16 protein-coding genes, 1 tRNA gene and 1 pseudogene are annotated in these 20,415 nt (G+C 73.1%); 8 read left to right on the top strand and 10 right to left on the bottom strand.

The window, feature by feature from the left end; all coding sequences use genetic code 11:
- The first annotated feature begins 338 nt into the window (after positions 1 to 338).
- A complete protein-coding gene (locus ACFV57_RS17305) occupies positions 339 to 932 on the top strand; it encodes a histidine phosphatase family protein (protein ID WP_385232137.1) in 594 nt (197 codons plus the stop codon).
- A gap of 265 nt (positions 933 to 1,197) precedes the next feature.
- Here the strand turns inward: ACFV57_RS17305 and ACFV57_RS17300 are convergent, their stop codons facing one another.
- Entirely contained in the window at positions 1,198 to 2,784 is a 1,587-nt protein-coding gene (locus tag ACFV57_RS17300; RefSeq protein ID WP_385232134.1) for a tetratricopeptide repeat protein, read from the bottom strand.
- A 231-nt stretch (positions 2,785 to 3,015) separates the two neighbouring features.
- Between ACFV57_RS17300 and ACFV57_RS17295 the strand changes: the two genes are divergently transcribed.
- Together ACFV57_RS17295 and ACFV57_RS17290 are read left to right on the top strand one after the other, a co-directional pair.
- Positions 3,016 to 3,576 carry a hypothetical protein gene (locus tag ACFV57_RS17295; RefSeq protein ID WP_385232131.1) on the top strand — a complete coding sequence of 187 codons (561 nt, stop codon included), beginning with the start codon at positions 3,016 to 3,018 and terminating at the stop codon, positions 3,574 to 3,576.
- Between the two features lie 52 nt (positions 3,577 to 3,628).
- Positions 3,629 to 4,495, top strand: a complete 867-nt coding sequence (locus tag ACFV57_RS17290; RefSeq protein ID WP_385232128.1) for a spermidine synthase — start codon at positions 3,629 to 3,631, stop codon at positions 4,493 to 4,495.
- Positions 4,496 to 4,543: 48 nt separating this feature from the next.
- Here the strand turns inward: ACFV57_RS17290 and ACFV57_RS17285 are convergent, their stop codons facing one another.
- Positions 4,544 to 5,131 (bottom strand): hypothetical protein, encoded by a 588-nt coding sequence (locus tag ACFV57_RS17285; RefSeq protein ID WP_385232126.1) that lies wholly within the window; start codon positions 5,129 to 5,131, stop codon positions 4,544 to 4,546.
- Between the two features lie 200 nt (positions 5,132 to 5,331).
- Here ACFV57_RS17285 and ACFV57_RS17280 point away from each other — a divergent pair, with 200 nt between their 5' ends.
- The 3 genes and pseudogenes from ACFV57_RS17280 to ACFV57_RS17270 form a co-directional block, all read left to right on the top strand.
- Entirely contained in the window at positions 5,332 to 6,024 is a 693-nt protein-coding gene (locus ACFV57_RS17280) for a response regulator transcription factor (protein ID WP_385232123.1), read from the top strand.
- Positions 6,025 to 6,115: 91 nt separating this feature from the next.
- A complete protein-coding gene (locus tag ACFV57_RS17275; RefSeq protein ID WP_385232120.1) occupies positions 6,116 to 7,564 on the top strand; it encodes an ATP-binding protein in 1,449 nt (482 codons plus the stop codon).
- A 373-nt stretch (positions 7,565 to 7,937) separates the two neighbouring features.
- Positions 7,938 to 8,825: pseudogene (locus tag ACFV57_RS17270) on the top strand (chitinase); the annotation flags it as partial.
- 72 nt (positions 8,826 to 8,897) lie between these two features.
- On the opposite strand, the gene ACFV57_RS17265 reads toward ACFV57_RS17270, so the two are convergent.
- The 4 genes from ACFV57_RS17265 to ACFV57_RS17250 all read right to left on the bottom strand — a co-directional run bounded on the left by ACFV57_RS17265 (position 8,898) and on the right by ACFV57_RS17250 (position 13,776).
- A complete protein-coding gene (locus ACFV57_RS17265; protein WP_385232117.1) occupies positions 8,898 to 10,352 on the bottom strand; it encodes a GH1 family beta-glucosidase in 1,455 nt (484 codons plus the stop codon).
- A 157-nt stretch (positions 10,353 to 10,509) separates the two neighbouring features.
- Positions 10,510 to 11,352, bottom strand: a complete 843-nt coding sequence (locus ACFV57_RS17260; protein WP_385232113.1) for a carbohydrate ABC transporter permease — start codon at positions 11,350 to 11,352, stop codon at positions 10,510 to 10,512.
- A 9-nt stretch (positions 11,353 to 11,361) separates the two neighbouring features.
- The gene (locus ACFV57_RS17255) at positions 11,362 to 12,441 is read right to left on the bottom strand and encodes a carbohydrate ABC transporter permease (protein WP_385232110.1); all 1,080 of its coding nucleotides are present in this window, start codon (positions 12,439 to 12,441) and stop codon (positions 11,362 to 11,364) included.
- Positions 12,442 to 12,444: 3 nt separating this feature from the next.
- The gene (locus ACFV57_RS17250) at positions 12,445 to 13,776 is read right to left on the bottom strand and encodes an extracellular solute-binding protein (protein WP_385232107.1); all 1,332 of its coding nucleotides are present in this window, start codon (positions 13,774 to 13,776) and stop codon (positions 12,445 to 12,447) included.
- A 190-nt stretch (positions 13,777 to 13,966) separates the two neighbouring features.
- On the opposite strand from ACFV57_RS17250, the gene ACFV57_RS17245 reads away from it, so the two are divergent.
- Positions 13,967 to 15,034 (top strand): LacI family DNA-binding transcriptional regulator, encoded by a 1,068-nt coding sequence (locus ACFV57_RS17245; protein ID WP_385232104.1) that lies wholly within the window; start codon positions 13,967 to 13,969, stop codon positions 15,032 to 15,034.
- A 60-nt stretch (positions 15,035 to 15,094) separates the two neighbouring features.
- Here ACFV57_RS17245 and ACFV57_RS17240 read toward each other — a convergent pair whose 3' ends face one another.
- The 3 genes from ACFV57_RS17240 to ACFV57_RS17230 all read right to left on the bottom strand — a co-directional run bounded on the left by ACFV57_RS17240 (position 15,095) and on the right by ACFV57_RS17230 (position 19,106).
- Positions 15,095 to 16,531 carry a glycoside hydrolase family 6 protein gene (locus ACFV57_RS17240; protein WP_385232101.1) on the bottom strand — a complete coding sequence of 479 codons (1,437 nt, stop codon included), beginning with the start codon at positions 16,529 to 16,531 and terminating at the stop codon, positions 15,095 to 15,097.
- Between the two features lie 105 nt (positions 16,532 to 16,636).
- Positions 16,637 to 17,815 carry a glycoside hydrolase family 5 protein gene (locus ACFV57_RS17235; protein WP_385232098.1) on the bottom strand — a complete coding sequence of 393 codons (1,179 nt, stop codon included), beginning with the start codon at positions 17,813 to 17,815 and terminating at the stop codon, positions 16,637 to 16,639.
- A gap of 301 nt (positions 17,816 to 18,116) precedes the next feature.
- The gene (locus ACFV57_RS17230; protein ID WP_385232095.1) at positions 18,117 to 19,106 is read right to left on the bottom strand and encodes a helix-turn-helix domain-containing protein; all 990 of its coding nucleotides are present in this window, start codon (positions 19,104 to 19,106) and stop codon (positions 18,117 to 18,119) included.
- A gap of 124 nt (positions 19,107 to 19,230) precedes the next feature.
- On the opposite strand from ACFV57_RS17230, the gene ACFV57_RS17225 reads away from it, so the two are divergent.
- On the top strand, positions 19,231 to 19,881 hold the full coding sequence (locus ACFV57_RS17225) for an NAD(P)-dependent oxidoreductase (protein WP_385232092.1): 651 nt from the start codon (positions 19,231 to 19,233) through the stop codon (positions 19,879 to 19,881).
- Positions 19,882 to 20,162: 281 nt separating this feature from the next.
- On the opposite strand, the gene ACFV57_RS17220 is transcribed toward ACFV57_RS17225, so the two are convergent.
- A tRNA-His gene (locus ACFV57_RS17220) sits at positions 20,163 to 20,238 on the bottom strand.
- Positions 20,239 to 20,415: the final 177 nt, after the last annotated feature.

Here is a 20,415-nt window from a genome sequence, read left to right as displayed (position 1 = left end):
CTGGTCGTACTCCAACGTGCTCGGCCCGGGGCGGATCGGTCACGGGCCTGGTGAGAGAGGGTGCGGCGCGATGCGGCACCCGTAGGCGCGGAAAACGCCGACCCTCCACCGTACGTTGTACGGCTCGCCGGTCCGGGCGGGGGAGGGCCCGCCCCGGAGAGCCGGGGCGATGCGCGATGATGGAACGGACGGACATCGCCGGACGCCGGCACGATCCGGACGTCGGGCGATCATCGGTCGAACGCCTGTCGAGCAAGTCGAGCAACAGTCGAGCAACAAGAGCCCCCAAGCGGACTCCGAAGACGGAAGAGCCGAGCAATCGGCCCGAGGTATTCCCCATGGCACCGCGCATTCTGCTGGCCCGGCACGGGCAGACGGAGTGGTCCCTGTCCGGCAAGCACACCGGCCGTACGGACATTCCGCTCCTGGAGGAGGGCCGCCGCGGCGCCAAGCTCCTGGGAGAGCGGCTGCACCGCGCCCCCTGGGGCGGCCTGCCGGACGTCGAGGTCCGCACCAGCCCCCTGGTGCGCGCGAAGGAGACCTGCGAGCTGGCCGGCTTCGGCGACCGGGCGCAGGACTGGGACGCGCTGATGGAGGTCGACTACGGCGCGTACGAGGGCCTGACCCCGGCCGACATCAAGGCCGGGCGCCCGGACTGGTTCATCTGGCGCGACGGTGTCCCCGAAGGCGAGACGCTGGCCGAGGTCGCGGCGCGGGCCGACGAGGTCGTGGCGTGGGCGCGCTCGGCCGACCGCGACGTGCTGGTCTTCGCGCACGGCCACATCCTGCGCTCCCTGGGTGCCCGCTGGCTCGGCCTGGACGTCTCCTTCGCCGCCCGCATCCGTCTGGAGCCGACGTCCCTGTCGGTGCTGGGCTGGGCGTACGGGGAGCCGGCGATCGAACGCTGGAACGACACCGGCCACCTGGGCTGACCCGCGCACCACGCGCACCACGGGAGGCCCAGGAGCCGCGGAGGCCCGCCGCGGCGCGCTCCGAGAGGCGTGCCCCTGAAGGCGCGTCCCGAGAGGTGCGGACCGCCCGAGGGCCCCGCCGCAGCGTGCCCAAGCAGGCCTCACGCCCAAGCCCGCCCCCACACCCTGGGCCCGCGCCCCACGCCCCGGCTCCCAGGCGCTCCCGCACCCCGGCTCTTCGAGGCGCGCACTCCCGGCTCGCCGCCCTCGTCAAGCCGTGCACACGTCAAGCCGTATGCACGTCCTCCTGCTGCCCCGGCCGCGCCCCGGACGACCGCCGCCGGCCCTGCCGCACCAGCGCGCGCCCCAGAGGCCGGGTGGCGGCGTGCCGGTCCAGGAACGCGGCGACCTCGCCGCCCGCCCCGCCCGCGCCGTCGCGGTACGGCCGCAGCGCCCGCGCCGTCGCGTCCAGCATCGTGCGGATACGGGCCGACCGGACGTCCTCCAGGAGAGCCAGCGTCCGCGTCCCGGCCGCCGCCGCCTCCTCCGGCGCCCGGCTGAGCGCGAGGTCACCCGCCAGCTCCGCCGTGAACAGGGCGATGTTCCGCGTGAAGTGCGGGTCCTGGAGCGCCACCGCCCGGCGCGCGTGAGTCGCCGCGCGCCCCCGTTCGCCCAGTGCCGACCAGCACTGCGCCTCCAGGCCCGCCAGCTCGGCCTCCCCGTAGAAGGACATCCACTCCGGGTCGCGGTCGGACGCCCCCTGGGCGAACAGCCGCTGAGCCCGCAGCAGCGCCTGCTCACAGCTGCCGCGATCGCCCAGGCCCGCCCAGCCGCCCGCCTCGCGCAGCGCCAGGAGGGACAGCAGGCGCGCCGAACCCAGGTTCTTCGCGGCCTGTTGGGCGGCCTGCGCGGCGCGTACGGCCTCCCGGGGGCGGTTCGCGTCGCGCGCCAGGAAGGCGGTGTTGCAGAACGCGTGCGCCTCAAGGGCGGCATCCCCGGCGACCCGGGCGGTGGCCAGAGCTTCGGCGTAGTGCGACCGCGCGTCGCCGAAGCGCCCCGAGTCGTGGGCCAGCCAGCCGACGGAGATGGCCAGTTCGCCCGCGCCCGCGTGCAGGCGGTCGCTGACGGAGCGGCGGTGCACTCCGGCGTCCAGCAGTTCGTACGCGGTCCGCAGCGGCTTCGTGGCGCGCCGGTACAGGCTCTCCCCGCCGTGCCGGTCGTCGAGCAGCCGGATGCGGCGCACCGCCTCCTCCACGGCCGCCGCCTCGGACTCACCGGCCCGCCCCGGGCCGTCCGCGAGGGAAGGCCCCGGTACGCGGTGTACGGCGCCCGGTGTGCGGGGCCCGGCGACGGCCTCCGGGGCGAACGGTGGCAGGGCGGTGAGCCCCAGTGCGGCGGCCGGGCCGCCGGTGATGAACGCGCGACGCAGCACGTCGCTCTCCTTGCCGGTCTGGATGGTCGGATCGCGATGCCGGGGGCCGGACCCGGGCTCCGCCGGGCCTCCGGCCCCCGGTCCGGGACGGGAAGCGGCTTCGGCGCCGGCCCCCGGCCCGCCGCCCTCCGCGGTCGTACGGGCCCGCCGCCCGCGCACCGTCTCGCGCGGCGCGAACCCCATGTCCGTGAGCGTGAGCCCGGGGAACAGGTGCCGGAACACCCGTTCGTAGGCGTAGTTCGGGCACCGGATCTCCCCGGCCTCGACGCGGCCCACGTACCGGGCGTCGCACGCGACCTGTTCCCCGATCTCGCGCGCGGCACGGCGCACCGCCGCCGCGAACTCGCCCGGCGACAGACGGCCGCGCAACTGCCGGAAGGCGCGGTTGGGCTGTACGGGGACGTTTCGGGACGACGGTGATTGCGCGGCTGGCGACGCCATGGCAGACCCTCCGAGCCATCTCCGTGGCGGTGCCGCGGCCTGGCGGTGCGGCGGGACGACGGTACTAGCTGTGATGGGTCCGACACGCAGGGTTTGGCTACAAACCGGATATCTCACGCACGATCCGCCATGAAATGCCATTCTTTGCGGCGTCCTGCCGCCGTAGCCGTTGACGTGTCCGGACGTTGAACACGGCGTTAAGGCAGTGTCGCGTACAGAGGAGGGGTTTTTGTGCGGGAGACCGGCGTGGGCAACGTCAAGACGGCCGTCGGCGGCGAGGCGGGTGCCGGCAAAGCGGCGCACGGCGGTGCCGGACGCGCCGGGCGCGCGGCGCACCCCAACGGCCGGGCGTCCGGGCACGCTTCACCGGCCGCGGACCGGCGCTGGCCCTCCACGGAGCGCAGCGTGCTCCCCGAGGCGCCCCGGACCTGCGACCTGGTGACCGTGCCGGCCCGCCAGGGCCTGGAGGCTGTCGACATTCTGCGGCTGCGCGCCGGCGTCGGCCCGGTCCTGCACGACGACGCGTGCGACACCCTCGGCTTCCTCGTCCCGCCGGGCACGGCCGACGGCTGGGACCTGCCGGGCAGTGCCTGTACGCAGACGTACGAGCGCGAGGTGCCCCCAGGGGGCGCGCGCGACGCCGACAGCGCCCCCGCCGGGCCGCCCGTCACGGGCACCGACTGGCTGGTGTCCCCGGACGGCGCGTGCGGCACGGCCACCGATCCCGTCGTCCTGCGCGAGGCCCTCGGCGAGGCGGCCCGCACGATCGAGGCAGTCGACCGCTGCCGCTGAGGCCTGCCGCCCGCCGCCACTCTGACCTGGGGATACGCGGCATACTGGAGGCATGGCGAAGAGCAGGCGCGGCCGGTCCCGTACGGGGCCCGAAGCCGTGGTGGAAACCGTGGACGGCGGCGTCGCCGAGCTGCGCCCCGACCCCGACCGGCCGCGCGGCTGGACCCTGTTCCTCGACGGCGCCCCGCAGTCCCATGTGGATCTCGACGACCCGGCGTACCTGGACTTCGCGTACCAGCGCCGTCTCGGGCACATCGTCGACCTCGCCGCGCCGCCCGGCAAGCCTCTCCAGGTGGTGCACCTCGGTGGCGGGGCGCTGACGATGGCGCGTTATGTGGCCGCCACCCGCCCGCGCTCGACCCAGCAGGCCGTGGAGATCGACGCGCCGCTGGTCCAACTGGTCCGCCGGGAACTCCCCTTGGAAAGCGGCTGGCGGATCAGGGTGCGCGGCGCGGACGCGCGCGCGGGGCTCGCGAAGATCCCGGACGGCTGGGCGGACCTGGTGATCGCGGACGTGTTCCGTGGCGCCCGCACCCCGGCGCATCTGACCAGTGCCGAGTTCGCGGGCGGGGTCGCGCGGGCGCTGCGGCCCGGCGGCTGGTACGCGGCGAACCTCGCGGACGGCCCGCCGCTGGCCTTCGTACGGGCGCAGGTCGCCACGGTCCGTACGGTCTTCGCCGAGCTGTGCCTGACCGCCGATCCGGCCGTGCTGAGGGGCAAACGTTTCGGCAACGCCGTACTGCTCGCCGCCGCCGGACCGCTCCCGGTCGCCGAGCTGACCCGGCGCGCCGCGACCGACCCGCAGCAGGGGCGGGTCGAACACGGGCGCGCGCTCCTGGACTTCACCGGGGGAGCGCAGCCGGTGACGGACGCGACCGCGGTGGACTCCCCGTCCCCGCCGCCCGCCGTCTTCAAGTGAGGGACGGGCCGCCCGGCACTTCGGGGCGGCCGCCGGACAACGACGGGCTCACGACGCGTGGTTGTCCGTCTCGACCGTCGGCGCGTGGCCGTTCCAGGCGCAGATGACCGACGTGTGTCCCGCGCCGCCCGTGAAGTCGACGCGCAGCCACTGCTCCTGCTGCCACACCTGCATCTGCCAGCCCGCGTCAGGAGTGGCCGACACCAGCTGGGCGGACCGGGTACCGAGGTCGATGACCACCCGCCCGCCCGCGGTGGAGAAGCTCTTGACCATGCTGCCCGAGGCCGGCGGGGTGCCGTCGCCGGAGGGCGGACGCGGGCCGGCACCCGAGCCTTTTGCGCCATCGCCGGACCCGCTGCCGCCGATTCCCTTGGGCGGACCGACCGGTTTCGTGGACTGTTCGGGGCGGGGCGAGGGCGGCCCGGACGGCTTGGGCCGGTGTGTGGAGGAGGCGCGGGGCGAGGCCCCGCCGTCAGTTCCGGCGTGCGCGGACGGCGCGTTGTCGGAGAGCGGCAGCGCGCGCGGCGGGTCGTACGCCGTGCCGGCCAGCACCGTGTGCACGCCGAACCACGACAGCGTGACGGCGGCTCCCGTCGCCATCGTCCAGGCCGCCGTGTGAACCAGTCCTCTGTGCATCTGGCTCATATTGCACCACGCGCCCGGCCGGGACAGCGGGCCGGAGGGCCCGGGACGAGCGGGACAAAGGCGGTGCGGCGGGAGGTTCCCGGACGGGGTGGAGATCGCGGACAACGCCCCCTGGACGGAGGGCCGGAGACGGGCCCGTCGGCGTCAACCTCAGGTAAATAAGAACACTCGAATGGCGTACGGTGCCGCCCATGGCAAGTGTGCTCGTGGTCGAGGACGACCAGTTCGTGCGCTCGGCCCTCATCCGGCATCTGACCGAGGCGTCCCACACGGTACGCAGCGTCGGTACGGCCCTGGAGGCGCTGCGCGAGGTGGCCCACGTCGGCTTCGACGTCGTCATCCTGGATCTCGGCCTGCCCGACCTGGACGGGGCCGAGGCCCTGAAGATGCTGCGCGGGATCACCGACGTCCCCGTGATCATCGCCACGGCGCGGGACGACGAGGCCGAGATCGTCCGGCTCCTGAACGACGGGGCCGACGACTACCTGACCAAGCCGTTCTCGGTGGAGCACCTCTCCGCCCGGATGGCCGCCGTACTGCGCCGTTCCCGCGGTGCCGCGGCGGGCGGCGAACCGCCCTCCCGGGCGCTCCAGGTGGGCGGGCTCTGCATCGACCCGCTGCGCCGCCAGGCCGAACTGGACGGCGCGGCGCTGGACCTGACCCGCCGCGAATTCGACCTGCTCGCCTTCCTCGCCGGCCGGCCGGGTGTCGTGGTGCCCCGTAAGGAGCTGCTCGCCGAGGTCTGGCAGCAGTCCTACGGTGACGATCAGACCATTGACGTCCACCTCTCCTGGCTGCGCCGCAAACTGGGCGAGACCGCCGCGCAGCCGCGCTATCTGCACACCCTGCGCGGGGTGGGCGTGAAACTGGAGCCGCCGCTGTGACGCCCGCGCGGACCGGGCCCCGCAGGGCGCACGCGCCGGAGCCGCCCCCGCGGGCCGGGCGCTCGCTGCCATCCGCGCCGGAGCCTGCGCCGTGAGATGGGCCCTGGTCAAGGTGTGCCTGGCCGTCACCGCGATGGTCGTGGTGGCCTTCGCCGTACCGCTCGGGCTCGTCGTCAAGGAGATGGCCAAGGACCGCGCGTTCTCCAACGCCGAGCGGCAGGCCGCCACCATCGGCCCCGTCCTGGCCATCACCACCGACCACGCGCAGCTGGAACGCGCCGTCGCCAGCGCCGAGAGCGGGCCGGGCGGGCGCATCGGCGTCCACGTACCGGCAGACGACAAGGGCGGCGAGCCCGCCGAGATCGGCTCCCGGCGGGCCAGGCCCGGGGACGTCGACGCCGCCGTCGAACTCGGCCGCGCCTCCATCGCGCCCGTGCCCGGCGGCTCGGTGCTGCTCCAGCCCACCGCCGTGGCCTCCGGCATCGCGGTGGTCGAGGTGTACGTGCCGGACGCCGCGCTCACCAACGGCGTCACGACGTCCTGGGCGCTGCTGGCGGGCGTCGGCCTCGCGCTGATCGTCGGTTCGGTCGCCGTCGCCGACCGCCTCGGCACCCGTATGGTGCGGCCCGCCGAACGCCTCGCCGGCGCCGCCCACGACCTCGGCAGGGGTGAACTCGGCGTACGGGTACGGGAGGACGGCCCCAAGGAACTGCGCTCGGCGGCCGCCGCGTTCAACGCGATGGCCGACCAGGTCGTCCAGCTCCTGGCCAACGAACGTGAGCTGGCCGCCGACCTCTCCCACCGCCTGCGCACCCCGCTGACCGTGCTGCGCCTGAACGCCGCCTCGCTCGGCGAGGGACCCGCGGCCGACCAGACCCGTGAGGCGGTCGCCCAGTTGGAGCGCGAGGTGGACCAGATCATCCGTACCGCGCGGCAGCAGAAGGCGCACGCCCAGCAGGCGGCCGCCGCCGCGGTCGGCTGCGACGCGGCCGAGGTGATCCGGGACCGGATGGAGTTCTGGTCGGCGCTCGCCGAGGACGAAGGGCGCACGGTGCGCGTGGCGGGCGTGGACCGGCCCGTACGCATCCCTGTCGCGCGCCCCGACCTCGCCGCGGCGCTGGACGCGATGCTCGGCAACGTCTTCCGGCACACCCCCGAGGGCACCGCCTTCGCGGTGGACGTGCACAACGCCGAGGACGCGGTGATCGTGCTGGTGTCGGACGCGGGCCCCGGCATCGACGACCCGGACGCGGCCCTGCGGCGCGGCCACGGGGACGGCGGCGACGGGTCCACGGGCCTGGGCCTGGACATCGTGCGGCGGCTCGCGGAGGCGACCGGCGGGGACGTGCGCATCGGCCGGTCCGTGCTGGGCGGCACCGAGGTACGGGTGTGGCTGGCACTGAACGGCGCGCGGCGGGCGCGCGCGGGGCGCCGCGGGCATACGGGGCACCGCCTGCGCCGGCGGTTGGGGCGGCGGCTGGGCCGGTCGCGGGGGAGGCGTGCGGCGGGCCGACCGCAGGGCGGCAGCGGCGGAGAGTGAACGTTTCCACCGGTGCCGTGGCCGTGTTTTCGCCGGACCGGCTGCGGTGCTCCCGACGAGCCGGTTCGCCCCCTGCGCTTAACCGTTCCCTTTCGGTCCCTTAACGGCGCCATAAGGCTTCCATCTGCCGCGCCGTAACTGGCATTTGTCCGTTTCCTGATCGCTAGCGTGCGAGACGCACCACCGCACCCCCTGACGAACAGGCAGGCACCACATGAGTTCCTCGGCACACCGCCGTCGTAAGAGCCGCACGGCCAAGCTGATCGGTACGGCCGCGGCGGCCGCGCTGGCGGCGGGCGGCGCCTTCGCCGTCGCCGGTTCGGCGCTGGCCACCAAGGCGCCGGAAGCCGGTGCGGCGGCCAAGGCCGGCGGAGTCTTCTCCCCGTATGTCGACACGTCCCTGTACCCGCCGTACGACATGGCCGACACCGCGAAGAAGACCGGTGTGAAGACCTTCAACCTCGCCTTCGTCACCTCCGGCGGCGGCTGCGAACCCAAGTGGGGCGGCTCGGGCGCGCTGGGCGACGACGCGGTGGCCGGGCAGATACCGGCGCTGCGCAAGGCCGGCGGCGACGTACGGATCTCCTTCGGCGGCGCCAACGGCTCCGAACTGGGCCTGGCCTGCAAGTCCGCGAACGAGCTGGCCGCCGCGTACGGCAAGGTCATCGACAAGTTCGCCCTCAAGAAGGCCGACTTCGACATCGAGGGCGGCGCGCTGCCCGACGCCGCCGCCAACACCCGCCGCGCCCAGGCCATCGCGCAGCTCCAGAAGAAGCACCCGGGCCTGGACGTCTCCTTCACGCTGCCCGTCCTGCCCGAGGGCCTGACGCAGGACGGCGTGAACCTGGTCGCCGACGCCAAGAAGAACGGCGTGAAGATCTCCGCCGTCAACATCATGGCGATGGACTACGGGGCCTCCTACGACGGTGACATGGGCAAGTACGCCATCCAGGCCGCCACCGCCGCCCAGGGGCAGCTGAAGAAGACGCTCGGTCTCACTGACGCGGCCGCCTGGAAGGCCGTCGCCGTGACGCCGATGATCGGCGTCAACGACGTGCAGAAGGAGATCTTCACGGTCGAGGACGCCAAGGAACTGGTCAAGTTCGCTCAGTCCAAGCATCTCGCCTGGCTGTCGATGTGGTCCTCGACGCGGGACAAGGCCTGTCCGGGCGGCCCGCAGAACTCCGCGCAGCCGACCTGCAGTTCCATCGCGCAGGGCCCGCTCGACTTCACCAAGGCGTTCGGCGCCTACCAGAGCTGACCGGAACCCCCACCGAGCCACACCCCCGGGCGGGACACAGCGGCCACCCCCCACCGCTGTGTCCCGCCGCTCTCATGAGGTGCTCACATCGGTGCTCAGCGCGGGCAGTTCGTTCGTGCGCGCCACGTCCGCGTACCAGTGGGCGCTCGATTTGGGCGTACGCGCCTGCGTCGTGAAGTCCACGTACACCGACCCGAACCGCTTGCTGTAGCCGTACGCCCACTCGAAGTTGTCCATCAGCGTCCACAGGAAGTAGCCGCGCAGGCCGGCGCCGTCGGACAGGGCGCGGTGGGCGGCGGCGAGGTGGGCGTGGAGGTAGGCGATGCGCTCCGGGTCGTGCACCGTGCCCTCGGCGTCGGGCCGGTCCTCGCAGGCCGCGCCGTTCTCGGTGATGAACAGGGGCAGGCCGGGAGCCTCCCGGTGGAACCGCATGAGCAGGTCGTACAGGCCGGTCGGATCGACGGACCAGCCCATCGCCGTACGGTCCCCCGGCGGCTGGTGGAAGGCGACCCGGTCGGCCCCCGGCCAGGGGGAACCGGCGCCGGCGCCGTGCCCGTCGTGCCGTGGCAGGGGGGCGTTGTCAGTGCCGCCTGATACCACTGTGGGTGTGTAGTAGTTGATGCCCAGCGCGTCGAGGGGGTGCTTGATGACGGCGAGGTCGCCATCGCGGACGAAGGTCCAGTCGGTGATACGCGCGGTGTCCGCGAGGAGATCCGCGGGGTACGCGCCGCGCAGCAAGGGCCCGGTGAAGATACGCGTCGCCAGCGCGTCGATCCGCCGCTGAGCGTCCAGGTCCGCGGGTGCGTCGGAGCGGGCCCGTACGGCCGCCGGGTTGAGGCTGATCATGATCCGGCCGCGGGCGGGCAGCGCGGCGCGCAGTGCCTGGGCCGCGAGTCCGTGCGCCAGGTTGAGGTGGTGCGCGGCGCGCAGCGCGGCCTCCGGATCGGTGCGGCCGGGCGCGTGTACCCCAGACCCGTATCCGAGGAACGCGCTGCACCACGGTTCGTTGAGAGTGGTCCACCACTCGACGCGGTCACCGAGGGCGTCCGCCACGATCGCCGCGTAGTCGGCGAAGCGCTGTGCGGTGTCCCGGTGCGGCCAGCCGCCTCCCGAGGCGGAGCCGCCGTGGATGTCGGCCTCCAGTTCCTGCGGCAGGTCCCAGTGGTAGAGCGTGAGCACCGGCCGGATGCCGTGGGCGAGCAGGTCGTCGACGAGCCGGCGGTAGAAGTCGAGCCCGCGCTGTACGGCGGGCCCGCGGCCGGTCGGCTGCACCCGCGACCAGGAGACGGAGAAGCGGTAGGCGCCGAGTCCGAGGGCGGACATCAGCTCCACGTCCTCGTGGCGCCGGTGGAAGTGGTCGACGGCGACGTCGCCGGTGTCGCCGCCGGCGACCTTGCCGGGGGTGTGGCTGAAGGTGTCCCAGATCGACGGGGTGCGGCCGCCCTCCCGGGCGGCGCCCTCGACCTGATAGGCGGCGGTGGCCGCACCCCAGACGAAGCCGGGCGGAAAACGAAGGGGGCAGGACATGGCGGTACTCCCGTTCACGAGGGCGCGGTGCACGGCACGGGCCGTGCGTGGCGCGTGGCGCGAGTGGTGCAGGTGGTACGAGCGGATCGCGGGAGCGGCCCGGCCCGTACAACGGCTCGTACGGGCCCGGGGGCGGGGCGCGGCACTGATTCACGGGTCAGCCCTTGACCGCGCCCTGCATGATCCCCCCGACGATCTGCCTGCCGAACAGGACGAACGCGACGAGCAGCGGCAGCGTGCCGAGCAGCGCGCCCGCCATGATCACGGACTGGTCGGGGATGTAACCGCGCCCCAGGCCGGTCAGCGCGACCTGCACGGTCGGATTGCCGTTCTGGGTGAGCGCGATGATCGGCCAGAAGAAATCGTTCCACGCCTGGACGAAGGTGAGCAGCCCCAGCACGGCCATCGCGGGCCGGGCGGCCGGGAAGACGACGTGCCACACGACGCGCCAGCTGTTCGCGCCGTCCGTGCGCGCCGCCTCGATCAGCTCGCCGGGCAGCGCCTGGAGCAGATACTGCCGCATGAAGAAGACCCCGAAGGCGCTGACGAGCGTGGGCAGGATGACGGCCTGCAGCTGATCCGTCCACTCCAGCTCGGCGACGGTCATGAACAGCGGTACGACACTGAGCTGCGGCGGCACCATCATCGTGCCGATCACCAGCAACAGCAGCAGCTTCTTCGCCCGGAAGCGCAGCTTGGCGAACGCGAACCCGGCGACCGTGGAGAAGACCACCGTCCCGGCCGCGATGGTCGTGGCGACGACCGTGGTGTTGAGCAGCGCGGCGCCCATGTTCGCGTCGCTCCAGGCCGTACCGAGATTCTTGAGCAGGTTCCCGCCGAACCAGAACGGCGGCGGCGTCTGGGCGAGCCGGGTGTTGTTGCGGGAAGCGGCGACGGCGGTCCACAGCAGCGGGAAGAGCGAGCCCGCGGTGAAGAGGATCAGTACCGCGTAGGTCACCTTGCCGCCGTGCAGCTGCCGGCCGGCGCGTCGGGCTGTCATGGCTCCTCCTCACTCGCTCGATCGCAGCCGGCGGGCGACCAGCGCGTTGACCGCGGCGACCACCAGCAGGATCAGGAACATCGTCCAGGCGATGGCCGAGGCCCGGCCGAGATGGAGGTTCACCCACCCCTGCTCGTACAGGTACAGCCCCAGCGTCTGGTACTGGTGATCGGCGCCCCCGGTGGCCCCGGCGCTCCCGCTGAACAGCAGCGGCTCGCCGAACAACTGCGTGGCACCGATCGTCGAGACGACGCAGGTGAACAGGATCGTCGGCCGCAGCGACGGAATCGTGACGTACCGGAACTGCTGCCATCGGGAAGCGCCGTCCAGCGCCGCCGACTCGTACAGGTCGTGCGGGATGGCCTGCATGGCGGCCAGGTAGATCAGCGCGTTGTACCCCGTCCACCGCCAGACGACGATCGTGGAGACCGCCAGCTTGGCGCTCCAGGAGCCGTTCTCCCAGTCGACGCCGTCGACGCCGACCGTGCTCAGCAGCCAGTTCACCAGCCCGTAGTCGCGCCCGAAGAGCAGGACGAACACGAGCGTCGCGGCGGCCACCGAAGTGGCGTACGGAGTGAGTACCGCGACGCGGAAGAACATCGAGCCGCGCAGCCGGTAGTTGAGCAGATGCGCGATGCCCAGCGCCATCAGCAGCTGCGGGACGGTGGACAGGACACCGATGACGAAGGTGTTGCCCAGGGCGTTCCAGAAGAAGTCGTCGCCGAGCAGCCGGGTGAAGTTGCGCAGTCCGGCCCACTCCATGTCGGTGGGCGCGGTCAGCTCCACGCGGTGCAGTGCGGCCCACCCCGTGTAGAGGAGGGGGAAGAGCCCGAAGGCGGCGAAGAAGAGGAAGAAGGGGGCGATGTAGACGTACGGGCTCCAGCGCAGGTCACGCCGGTAGCGGCGGCTGCGGCGCTCCCGCGCGCGGACGGCGGCGGCGCTTTCGGGGCCGCCCGCGCGGCCTGCGGCGAAGGCGGCACCGGCCCGTCCGGAAGAGCCGGGCCCGGCCGCGGCCTTCCGGGCCGCCGTGGCCGATGCCTCGGCGGGTGTCGCGGACGGCGGCGCGGGGCGAGGGGTTCGGCCGTCCACGGCTCACTGGTCCAGCGCGTTGTCGATCGATTCGACCGCCGCCCGCCAGCCCTGCTCGGGCGTCTTGCCCTGCTGGTCGACCTGGAGCACCCCCACGTCGGTGATGTTCTGGTTGACGGTGAGGTCCTTCGGGCCGAGCACCTGGTTCGGAATGCCCTCGGCCGCCGCGGCGAAGATCTTGCCGATCGGCGCGTCACCGAAGTACGGGTGCTTGGCGCCCGCCACCGCCGGCAGACCGTACGCCGCCCGCGCGCTCGGGAAGCTGGCCTGCTTCGTGAAGAGCTTCGCCTGCTGTTCGGGCGCGGTCAGCCAGGCCGCCAGCTTGACCGCCTCGGTCTTGTGCCGGCCCGCTTCCGGTACGGCGAGGAAGGAGCCGCCCCAGTTCCCCGGCTTGGGCGCCGCCGCCACGTCCCACACGTCACGGCCCTTGTCGCCGGACTTCTCCTTGATGTAGCCGAGCATCCACGGCGGGCAGGAGACGGTCGCGAAGCGCCCGTTGGCATACGCCTGGTCCCAGGACTTCTGGAACTGCTGCAGCCGGGCGGTCAGCTTGCCCGTCGCCGCCCGCATCGCCGCGTCCCACGCCTGCCGCACGGACGGGCTGTCCTTGTAGACCAGCTTGCCGCCGCGGTCGTAATAGCGTTCCGCGCTGCTGGAGATCACCGCGTTGTAGACGCCGGAGGCGGAGTCCACGAAGGCCGTGCCCGCCGGGGCCTTGGCCTTGTAGCGCTCGCCCACGTCAAGGTACTTCCCCCAGTCGCCCGCCCAGAGCGCGGCCACCGCGTTCCGGTCGGTCGGCAGTCCGGCCTTGGCGAAGAGATCCTTGCGATAGCAGACCGCCATCGGGCCGATGTCCGTGCCCAGGCCCACGGTCTTGCCCTCGGCGTCCGTCGCCTGCGTCCATTTCCAGGGAATGAAGTCCGCTTTCCGTACACCCGGCGCCTTCGAGAGGTCAACGAGCTTGCCCGCCTGAGTGGCGGTCAGTTCGGCGATGTTGTTCACCTCGACCGCCTGGATGTCGGCGAGCCCGCTGCCCGTGCTCAGGTGGGTGAGCAACTGCGGGTAGTAGTTCTCGTTCCGCTCGATCGAGGTCTCTTTGATCGTGATGTCCGGGTGGAGCTTCATGTACGCGTCGTAGAGCCCGGCCTGCTTGTAGCCGAAGACGCCGAAGACACCGACCGTCAGGGTGGTCTTCCCGGGGCCGGGGCCGGACGAGCCGGCCGCGCCCGGCCGCTCGCTGTCCTCGGCGCAGCCGCCGAGCAGTCCGGCTCCGAGCACGGCGGCGGCCGTGAGGGCCACCGCCCGCCGACGGGTACGACGGATCGTCGTTCGCATTGCGTCTCCTCCTGGTGCCCTGCCGACCGTGCGTGCGGGATGTGGCGTGTCCAGTACTGTGGGAGCGCTCCCAGACGTGATGAGGTGAAGGGTCGCCGTTCCCCGGGGCACGTGTCAAGGGCCCGCGCGTCAACGCCCCTACGGCGGCGCGTTGTTGAATGTACGGCCAGGACGTCGAGCGGAGGCGGCGATGACACCAGGCGGACGACGAGGGGGCGGCAGGCCCACCCTCGAAGAGGTCGCCGCGCGCGCGGGCGTCGGCCGCGGCACGGTCTCCCGCGTGATCAACGGCTCGCCCCGGGTCAGCGAACGGACCCGCACCCTGGTGCAGCAGGCCGTCGCCGACCTCGGCTACGTACCCAACCGCGCCGCCCGCGCCCTGGCCGCCAACCGTGCCGACACGGTCGCCCTGGTCGTCCCGGAAACGGAGACCCGGCTCTTCGCCGAGCCCTACTTCTCCGGCATCCTGCGCGGCGTCAGCGCCGGACTGGCCGACCACGACATGCAGTTGCTGCTCACCCTGATCCGTACGCCCAAGGAGCGCCGGCGCTTCGCGGACTACCTCGCCGCGCACCGCGTCGACGGCGTACTGCTCGTCTCCGTGCACGGCGACGACCCGCTGCCCGATCTCCTGGAGCGGATGGCGATCCCGACCGTCCTCAACGGCCGCCGCACGGCCGGGGAAACGGTGCCATACGTGGACTCCGACAACACCGGCGGCGCGCAGAGCGCCCTGGAGCACCTGATCGGGCGCGGCCGGCGCCAGGTCGCCACCATCGCCGGGCCCCCCGACATGTACGTGGCCCACTGCCGCCTCGACGGCTACCACCAGGCCGTACGCGCCGCCGGCCACCCCGAGGACGCCGGGCTCGTGGCGCACGGCGACTTCACCGAGGAAGGCGGCCGCCGCGCCATGCGCGAACTGCTCGCCCGCCGCCCCGCCCTGGACGCCGTCTTCTGCGCGTCCGACGTGATGGCCGCGGGCGCCCGGCAGGAACTGCGCGAGGCGGGCCGCCGCATCCCGGACGACGTGGCCCTGGTCGGCTTCGACGACTCCGCCATCGCCCGGCACATGGACCCGGCGCTGACCAGCGTCCGCCAGCCGATCGAGGAGATGGGCCGGGCGATGGCACGACTGCTGATGGAGCAGATCAATGGGGCGGCGGGCGCCGGCACGCCCGGCGGACGCGCGTCGCCGCCCCCGCCCGGCGCCCACCTCGTACTGCCCACCGAGCTGGTGCGCCGGGCGTCCTCCTGAGAGCCAGGGGACGGGACAAGCCCCGTACGGCCCCTCCCGCCCCTCCGGCGCCCCCCGCGTCTACAACGCCGGATACGCGTTCTTCATCAGCTCGCGGAACTGCGCCGGGAACCAGTGACCGGACAGCGGCGCGCCGGGCAGCGCTCCCGACCGGTGGTGGTTGTTGCGCGGATTGCCCTCGTATGTCGGGTCACACATGCGGTCGAAGCCCTTGCCCTCGTCGTTCGGGACCGCCGTGCTCGATCCGTCCGACTCGCCCGGCGGCTTCATCCACACGTACGCGTCGATCCCGGACGCCGGAGCCGTCCGCGGGCGCTCGCCCAGCCCGGCCCCGGCCTGGTTGCACCAGTTGCCGACGTGCATCCGGCGGTCGTACCGGCCCCCGTCCACATACGCGTCCACGCTCGTACGCGGCCCGGGACCGGCGGGCCGCGCGCTGCCGCCCCAGCCGTTGCGCGAGGTGTCGACCAACATGCCCACGTCCGGGCGGAACCCGGCCCGCACCGCCTCCTGCCGGAACGCCCGGGCGAACGACAGCTCATCGGCGTAGCGGTTGTAGTCCACCCATTTCGATTCCCGCACCGCCCGGCCCGCCACGCTGTCGCCGAGCGCGAAGTTCTCCTCCTTCAGCGCGCTGTAGTTGGCGGTGTTGGTGATGAAGCCGTGCACCTTGTCGACCGTGCTGCCCTCGGCGGTGGCCGCCTGGTGCAGGAGCCGCGCGGAGGCGCCGAAGTTGTCGTCCCAGCCGATCCAGCCGTGGTGCCCGGCGTCCACGTAGTTGTAGACGTTGGGGACCGCGCCCAGTTTGTCGAGCGCGTAGCCGACGCCCTTCACGTAGTTGCCGTTGGCGAGCATGGCGTCGCACTGCGGTGTGGCGGTGGCGCGCCCGCCGGTGTTGGTGACGAGGTTGGGCAGCGAGTCGATCTCGATGGTCGTCACGATCCGCAGCGAGGCGTATTTCGGATCGGCGAGGACGGCCGCGATGGGGTCGATGTAGCGGGTCTTGTACGCGTCGATCTCCGTCGGGCCCAGTTCGCCGTTGGAGGCGAGCGCCGCGCAGTCCCGCCCCGGCAGGTTGTAGACGACCAGCTGTACGACGAGCGGCCGGCCCGCCGCCTGGCGTAAGGCGGTGTCCAGGTGGCCGCGCAGGCCCATGGTGCCGCCGGTGCCGTTGATCGCCGCGATGCGGTCGAGCCAGACGCCGGTGGGCTGCCCGGCGATCTTGCCGCCGCCCGGTTCGGCCGCCGCTCTGGCCGACCATTCCGGGTTCACGTAGACCGCGGCGCCCGCGTACGGGTTGTCGACGCGGGCGGCCCGCGCGGCGTGGGCGGTCCCGGCGAGGGTGTCCGCGGTCCCGGCGGCGACCAGCATCGCGCAGGCCGCGAGCGCGGCGGCGCGGGCGCGGTGCCGGCCGGTGCCGCGCGGTGCGGCATGGGGCCGGAGGGGCCCGTTTCGGCCACGGCGGAGGGTGGGGAACTGCTCAGCGGAACGTCTCATGAGTGGGTCGTCCTTTCTGAGTACGGGTTCCGGTACGGGTTCCAGTACGGCTCCGGGCGCGGGGTCCGGCACGGCCCTCGGCAGGGGCCGGGCCTCCCCGTGGAATCAAGATCGACCGGTGCCGGACCGCGCGTTCAGGGAGCGCAGGTGATCACGCAGTCCGGCTCCGTACGCGGTGGGCGTCCCCGCGTAGTCGCGGATGAGGGCGGGGCCCGCGGCGCAGTCCCAGGTGTTCCAGGTCCAGCCCAGGTACGACGCCCCGCGCCCGTCGAGCCACCGCATGACACGGTCGGTGAAGGCATGGGCGCAGGTGTTCTCGCCGATCTCGCCCGCGACGAGCGGTACGCGGCCGGCGACCGGCCCCAGCGTGCGGGACCAGCAGCTCTCGTCGGCACAGGCGTTGAAGTTGTACGCGTGCCAGGCGGCGGCGAGGTTGCCCGCCGGGTCCTTCGGCGCGTACGCGGTCCACCGGCCGAGATCGTTGGCGTACGCGAGGCCGCCCAGCAGGATCGGGTTGCGCGCGCCGGTGGCCCGTACGGCGTCGACCAGCGTCTGCATCCCGGCGACCGCGTAGCCGATGCCGGGGCAGGTGCCGCCGTCCCGCCAGCAGGCCCACGCCCGTTCGGTGTCCGGCGTCGCCCGGTCCGGGTACGGCTCGTTGAACAGGTCGAAGACCACCTCGGGCGCGTTCTTGAAGGCGGTGGCGACCGAGGTCCAGAAGGCGGGGGAGTGGCGCAGGTCCGGCATGGGTTTCTGGCAGCTCGCGTGCTCGTCGGCGCAGCCGGCCGAGGGGCCGGTGTAGCGGCCGTGGCTCCAGTGCAGTTCGAGGACGGGTGTCAGGCCGTGGGCCGTCAGCCGCCGTACGTAGTCGCGGACGGCCGAGGTGTAGGCGGCGCCCGCGTACCGGGGGTCGATGTTGGCGGTGCCCAGCCAGCACTCCTCGTTGAGCGGGACGCGGACGGTGTTGGCGCCCCAGCCCGCGATCGCCGCGACGGACGCGTCGTCCGCAGGGCCGTCGAAGATCCCGCGGCCCTGCACACAGGAGAACTCAGCGCCGGAACGGTTCACCCCGAGCAGCCGGCGGGTGACGCCTTCGCGGTCGACGAGGCGGTTGCCGACCACGTGCAGCTGCGGCGGTGCGGAGACGGGGGCGGGGGGCCTGGGTGCGGCAGGGGAACCCAGGGCGACGGGGGAACCGGTAGGGATGGGGGAGGGCGGGGACGCGCCGGGAAGGGCGAGCACCGCGGCCACCGCCAGGACGAGCAGGCGTAAGGGTCTGCGCATGAGCGACTCCTCGGTTCGTACGGGCAGCAGGGCCCGTGCCGGATGGAATCGCTCCCACTGGTTGCCCGGAGGTTAGTGGCAACTCAACGGTTTTCACAGAGCAGTTGGATAATTTCCGCCACCGAAGACGGCGTCATGTACGTGGCTCTCCCCTCTTGACGGGGCGCCCGCCCGCCCCAATCCTTGGGAGCGCTCCCACTGGTTCTCCCGAAAGCCCCCGAGCCCGCCCGCCGGGCACCTCCTGAGCCCTCCCCGGGCACTTTCCCGGCCCGCGCCAGGCCTGTCCCTCGGGCCCCACCCGTCACGCCGGGCCGCGTACCTCCGTACGGAAGGAGATCGGTGTACTGCCCGTGCGGTGCTGGAAGAACTTGGCGAAGTTCGCGGCGTCGGCGAAACCGAGGCGTACGGCGATGCGCGCGGCGGTCTGGTCCCCGTGGGCCAGCAGGCGCTTGGCCTCCAGCACCACGCGGCGGTCGATGAACTCCTTCGCGCCCACCCCCGTGGCGGCGGCGGTCGCGCGGGAGAGGGTGCGGGGCGAGTAGCCGAGCTGCCGCGCGTAGTCCTCGACGCGGCGGCTGTGGGTGAAGCCGCGCTCCACCGCGTCCCGGAAGCGGAGAAACGTCTCGCTCGCCTCGCAGACGCCGCCGCTGCCGTCGCCGTCGCCGCCGCCCTCGCCGTACGGCGCGCGACCGTCACCCGCGCTCCGTACGCCCGCGCCGCCTCGCGCCTCCCCGCTCCCACCGGAAGCGGACAGCCGGGCGGCCCGCAGGACCAGTACGGACAGCAGATGCCGCAGCACCTCGATGTGCGTCTCCAGGGGCAGGCCGCGCAGCGAACCGAATTCCTGGTGGAGGTGGCGCAGGGCACTGTCCACCGCCTGGGCCTGTGCCCCCTCCGGATGGTGCACCGCGGGGCCGAACCAGTCCTCCAGGCGGGCCGCGGCCGCCGTCGCCGGATCGAGGAAGCCGGACTCGAACAGCACCAGCCGTCCTTCCGCGCCGTCCAAGTTGCCGAAGTGGTGCACTTGTCCCGGACGCACCCACATCCAGTCATTCGCGGCCAGCTCATACTTTCGGAAGTCCACGGTGTGCCGGAGGTGCCCGCTGTCCACCACGAGGAGATGGTGGAAGTCCGGGCGGTGCGGCACGGCGAGGGCGCAGGCGTCGGCGCGGTCGCGCAGCTCGGCGAGCGTCAGCACCTCCACGCCGGCCGGCCGCCCGGCCGGCGCCGTGAAGGCCACCGCCGGGATGCTCTCCCCGGCCTCCTGCGCAGCGTGTCGGTTTTTCACCATCGATGGTCCCGTGCCTACCCCGGTATGTCGTGTTCGGACCCCTAGCGTAGAAGACGTCAGCGCGGCTGATGACGGAAAACGGAAAGCCAGACCAGGCCCCGGAAGGGGCGCAGGGAGTACCGACATGTCCAAGATCGCCATTTTCGGAGCCAACGGCACCATCGGCAGCCGCGTCCTCGACGAGGCGCTGCGCCGCGGCCACCAGGTCACCGCGGTCGTCCGCGACCCCGCGAAGATCACCAAGACCGACCCGAACCTGACCGTGACCACCGGCGACATCCTCGACCCGGCCTCCGTCGCGACCGCCGCCGAGGGCCAGGACGTGCTGGTCAGCGCGGTGGGCGGCGGCGACGGTCCGGGGCACATCGCGACGATCGAGCCCGCGGCGCAGTCCCTGGTCGCGGGCCTGCGCACCCTCGGCGAGGCCGCACCCCGGCTGGTCACCGTCGGCGGCGCCGGCTCGCTCCGTACGCCCGACGGCAAGCAGGTCTGGGACGCGGCGGGCCTGCCGGAGTTCCTGCTCCAGATCATGCACGCGCACGGCGACGCGCTGGACTTCTACCGCACCGTCACGGACGTGCGCTGGACCAACGTGAGCCCGGCCGCCCTGATCGAGCCCGGGGAGCGTACGGGCGCCTACCGCACCGCCCTGGAGGACCTGATCGCCGACGCGGAGGGCGTCAGCCGGATCTCCGCCGAGGACTACGCCGTCGCCCTCCTGGACGAGATCGAGAAGCCGCAGCACATCGGGGAGCGCTTCACCGTCGGCTACTGAGCCGACGGACGGCGGGGCCTGCGGACGCCGGAGCCCGCGGAGGGCGGCGGTGCCTGCGGGCGGGCCCCGGGCCGCCGGGCGGCGGCCACCCGTGCCTGCCGCATCGCCACACCGCCAGGCGGCCGTACGCGAGGCTGCCGCACGCCGGGCGGCCGTACCTGGGCCCGCCGTGCGCGGGGCGGCCGTACGCGGCCCCGCCCCCGCCCGCCCCGCACCCCTCAACGCCACGCCCCCAACGACTAGGGCCCCCGGACGCTTTCACGTCCGGGGGCCCTACTCGTTGGGGTGAGTAACGGGACTTGAACCCGCGACATCCTGGACCACAACCAGGTGCTCTACCAGCTGAGCTATACCCACCATGACCGGTGCTGTGTGGTGTCTTGTTCCCCACCGGCTGAGAAAAAGTGTACAGGGTCTGGAGGGGTGCTCGCTCCCGGCTTTGGGTCCGGCCGGGAGCGAGCTGCGTCACTCCGTGTCCGCGGGCAGGACGTGCCTGGCCGCGATCTCCTTCGCGGTGTCCGAGTCCGGGCCGGG

This window comes from Streptomyces sp. NPDC059788 (assembly GCF_042732265.1).
Lineage (GTDB): Bacteria > Actinomycetota > Actinomycetes > Streptomycetales > Streptomycetaceae > Streptomyces.
Note: the sequence above shows the minus strand (reverse complement) of the source record. Positions and strands in the feature narration are given on the sequence as shown.

What these genes read in the sequence shown, in the direction of transcription:
- ACFV57_RS17305 (WP_385232137.1), top strand. Translation starts at nt 339, where the DNA reads ATGGCACCGCGCATTCTGCTGGCCCGGCACGGGCAGACGGAGTGGTCC.
- ACFV57_RS17300 (WP_385232134.1), bottom strand. Translation starts at nt 2,784, where the DNA reads ATGGCGTCGCCAGCCGCGCAATCACCGTCGTCCCGAAACGTCCCCGTA.
- ACFV57_RS17290 (WP_385232128.1), top strand. Translation starts at nt 3,629, where the DNA reads ATGGCGAAGAGCAGGCGCGGCCGGTCCCGTACGGGGCCCGAAGCCGTG.
- ACFV57_RS17285 (WP_385232126.1), bottom strand. Translation starts at nt 5,131, where the DNA reads ATGCACAGAGGACTGGTTCACACGGCGGCCTGGACGATGGCGACGGGA.
- ACFV57_RS17280 (WP_385232123.1), top strand. Translation starts at nt 5,332, where the DNA reads ATGGCAAGTGTGCTCGTGGTCGAGGACGACCAGTTCGTGCGCTCGGCC.
- ACFV57_RS17265 (WP_385232117.1), bottom strand. Translation starts at nt 10,352, where the DNA reads ATGTCCTGCCCCCTTCGTTTTCCGCCCGGCTTCGTCTGGGGTGCGGCC.
- ACFV57_RS17260 (WP_385232113.1), bottom strand. Translation starts at nt 11,352, where the DNA reads ATGACAGCCCGACGCGCCGGCCGGCAGCTGCACGGCGGCAAGGTGACC.
- ACFV57_RS17250 (WP_385232107.1), bottom strand. Translation starts at nt 13,776, where the DNA reads ATGCGAACGACGATCCGTCGTACCCGTCGGCGGGCGGTGGCCCTCACG.
- ACFV57_RS17245 (WP_385232104.1), top strand. Translation starts at nt 13,967, where the DNA reads ATGACACCAGGCGGACGACGAGGGGGCGGCAGGCCCACCCTCGAAGAG.
- ACFV57_RS17240 (WP_385232101.1), bottom strand. Translation starts at nt 16,531, where the DNA reads ATGAGACGTTCCGCTGAGCAGTTCCCCACCCTCCGCCGTGGCCGAAAC.
- ACFV57_RS17235 (WP_385232098.1), bottom strand. Translation starts at nt 17,815, where the DNA reads ATGCGCAGACCCTTACGCCTGCTCGTCCTGGCGGTGGCCGCGGTGCTC.
- ACFV57_RS17230 (WP_385232095.1), bottom strand. Translation starts at nt 19,106, where the DNA reads ATGGTGAAAAACCGACACGCTGCGCAGGAGGCCGGGGAGAGCATCCCG.
- ACFV57_RS17225 (WP_385232092.1), top strand. Translation starts at nt 19,231, where the DNA reads ATGTCCAAGATCGCCATTTTCGGAGCCAACGGCACCATCGGCAGCCGC.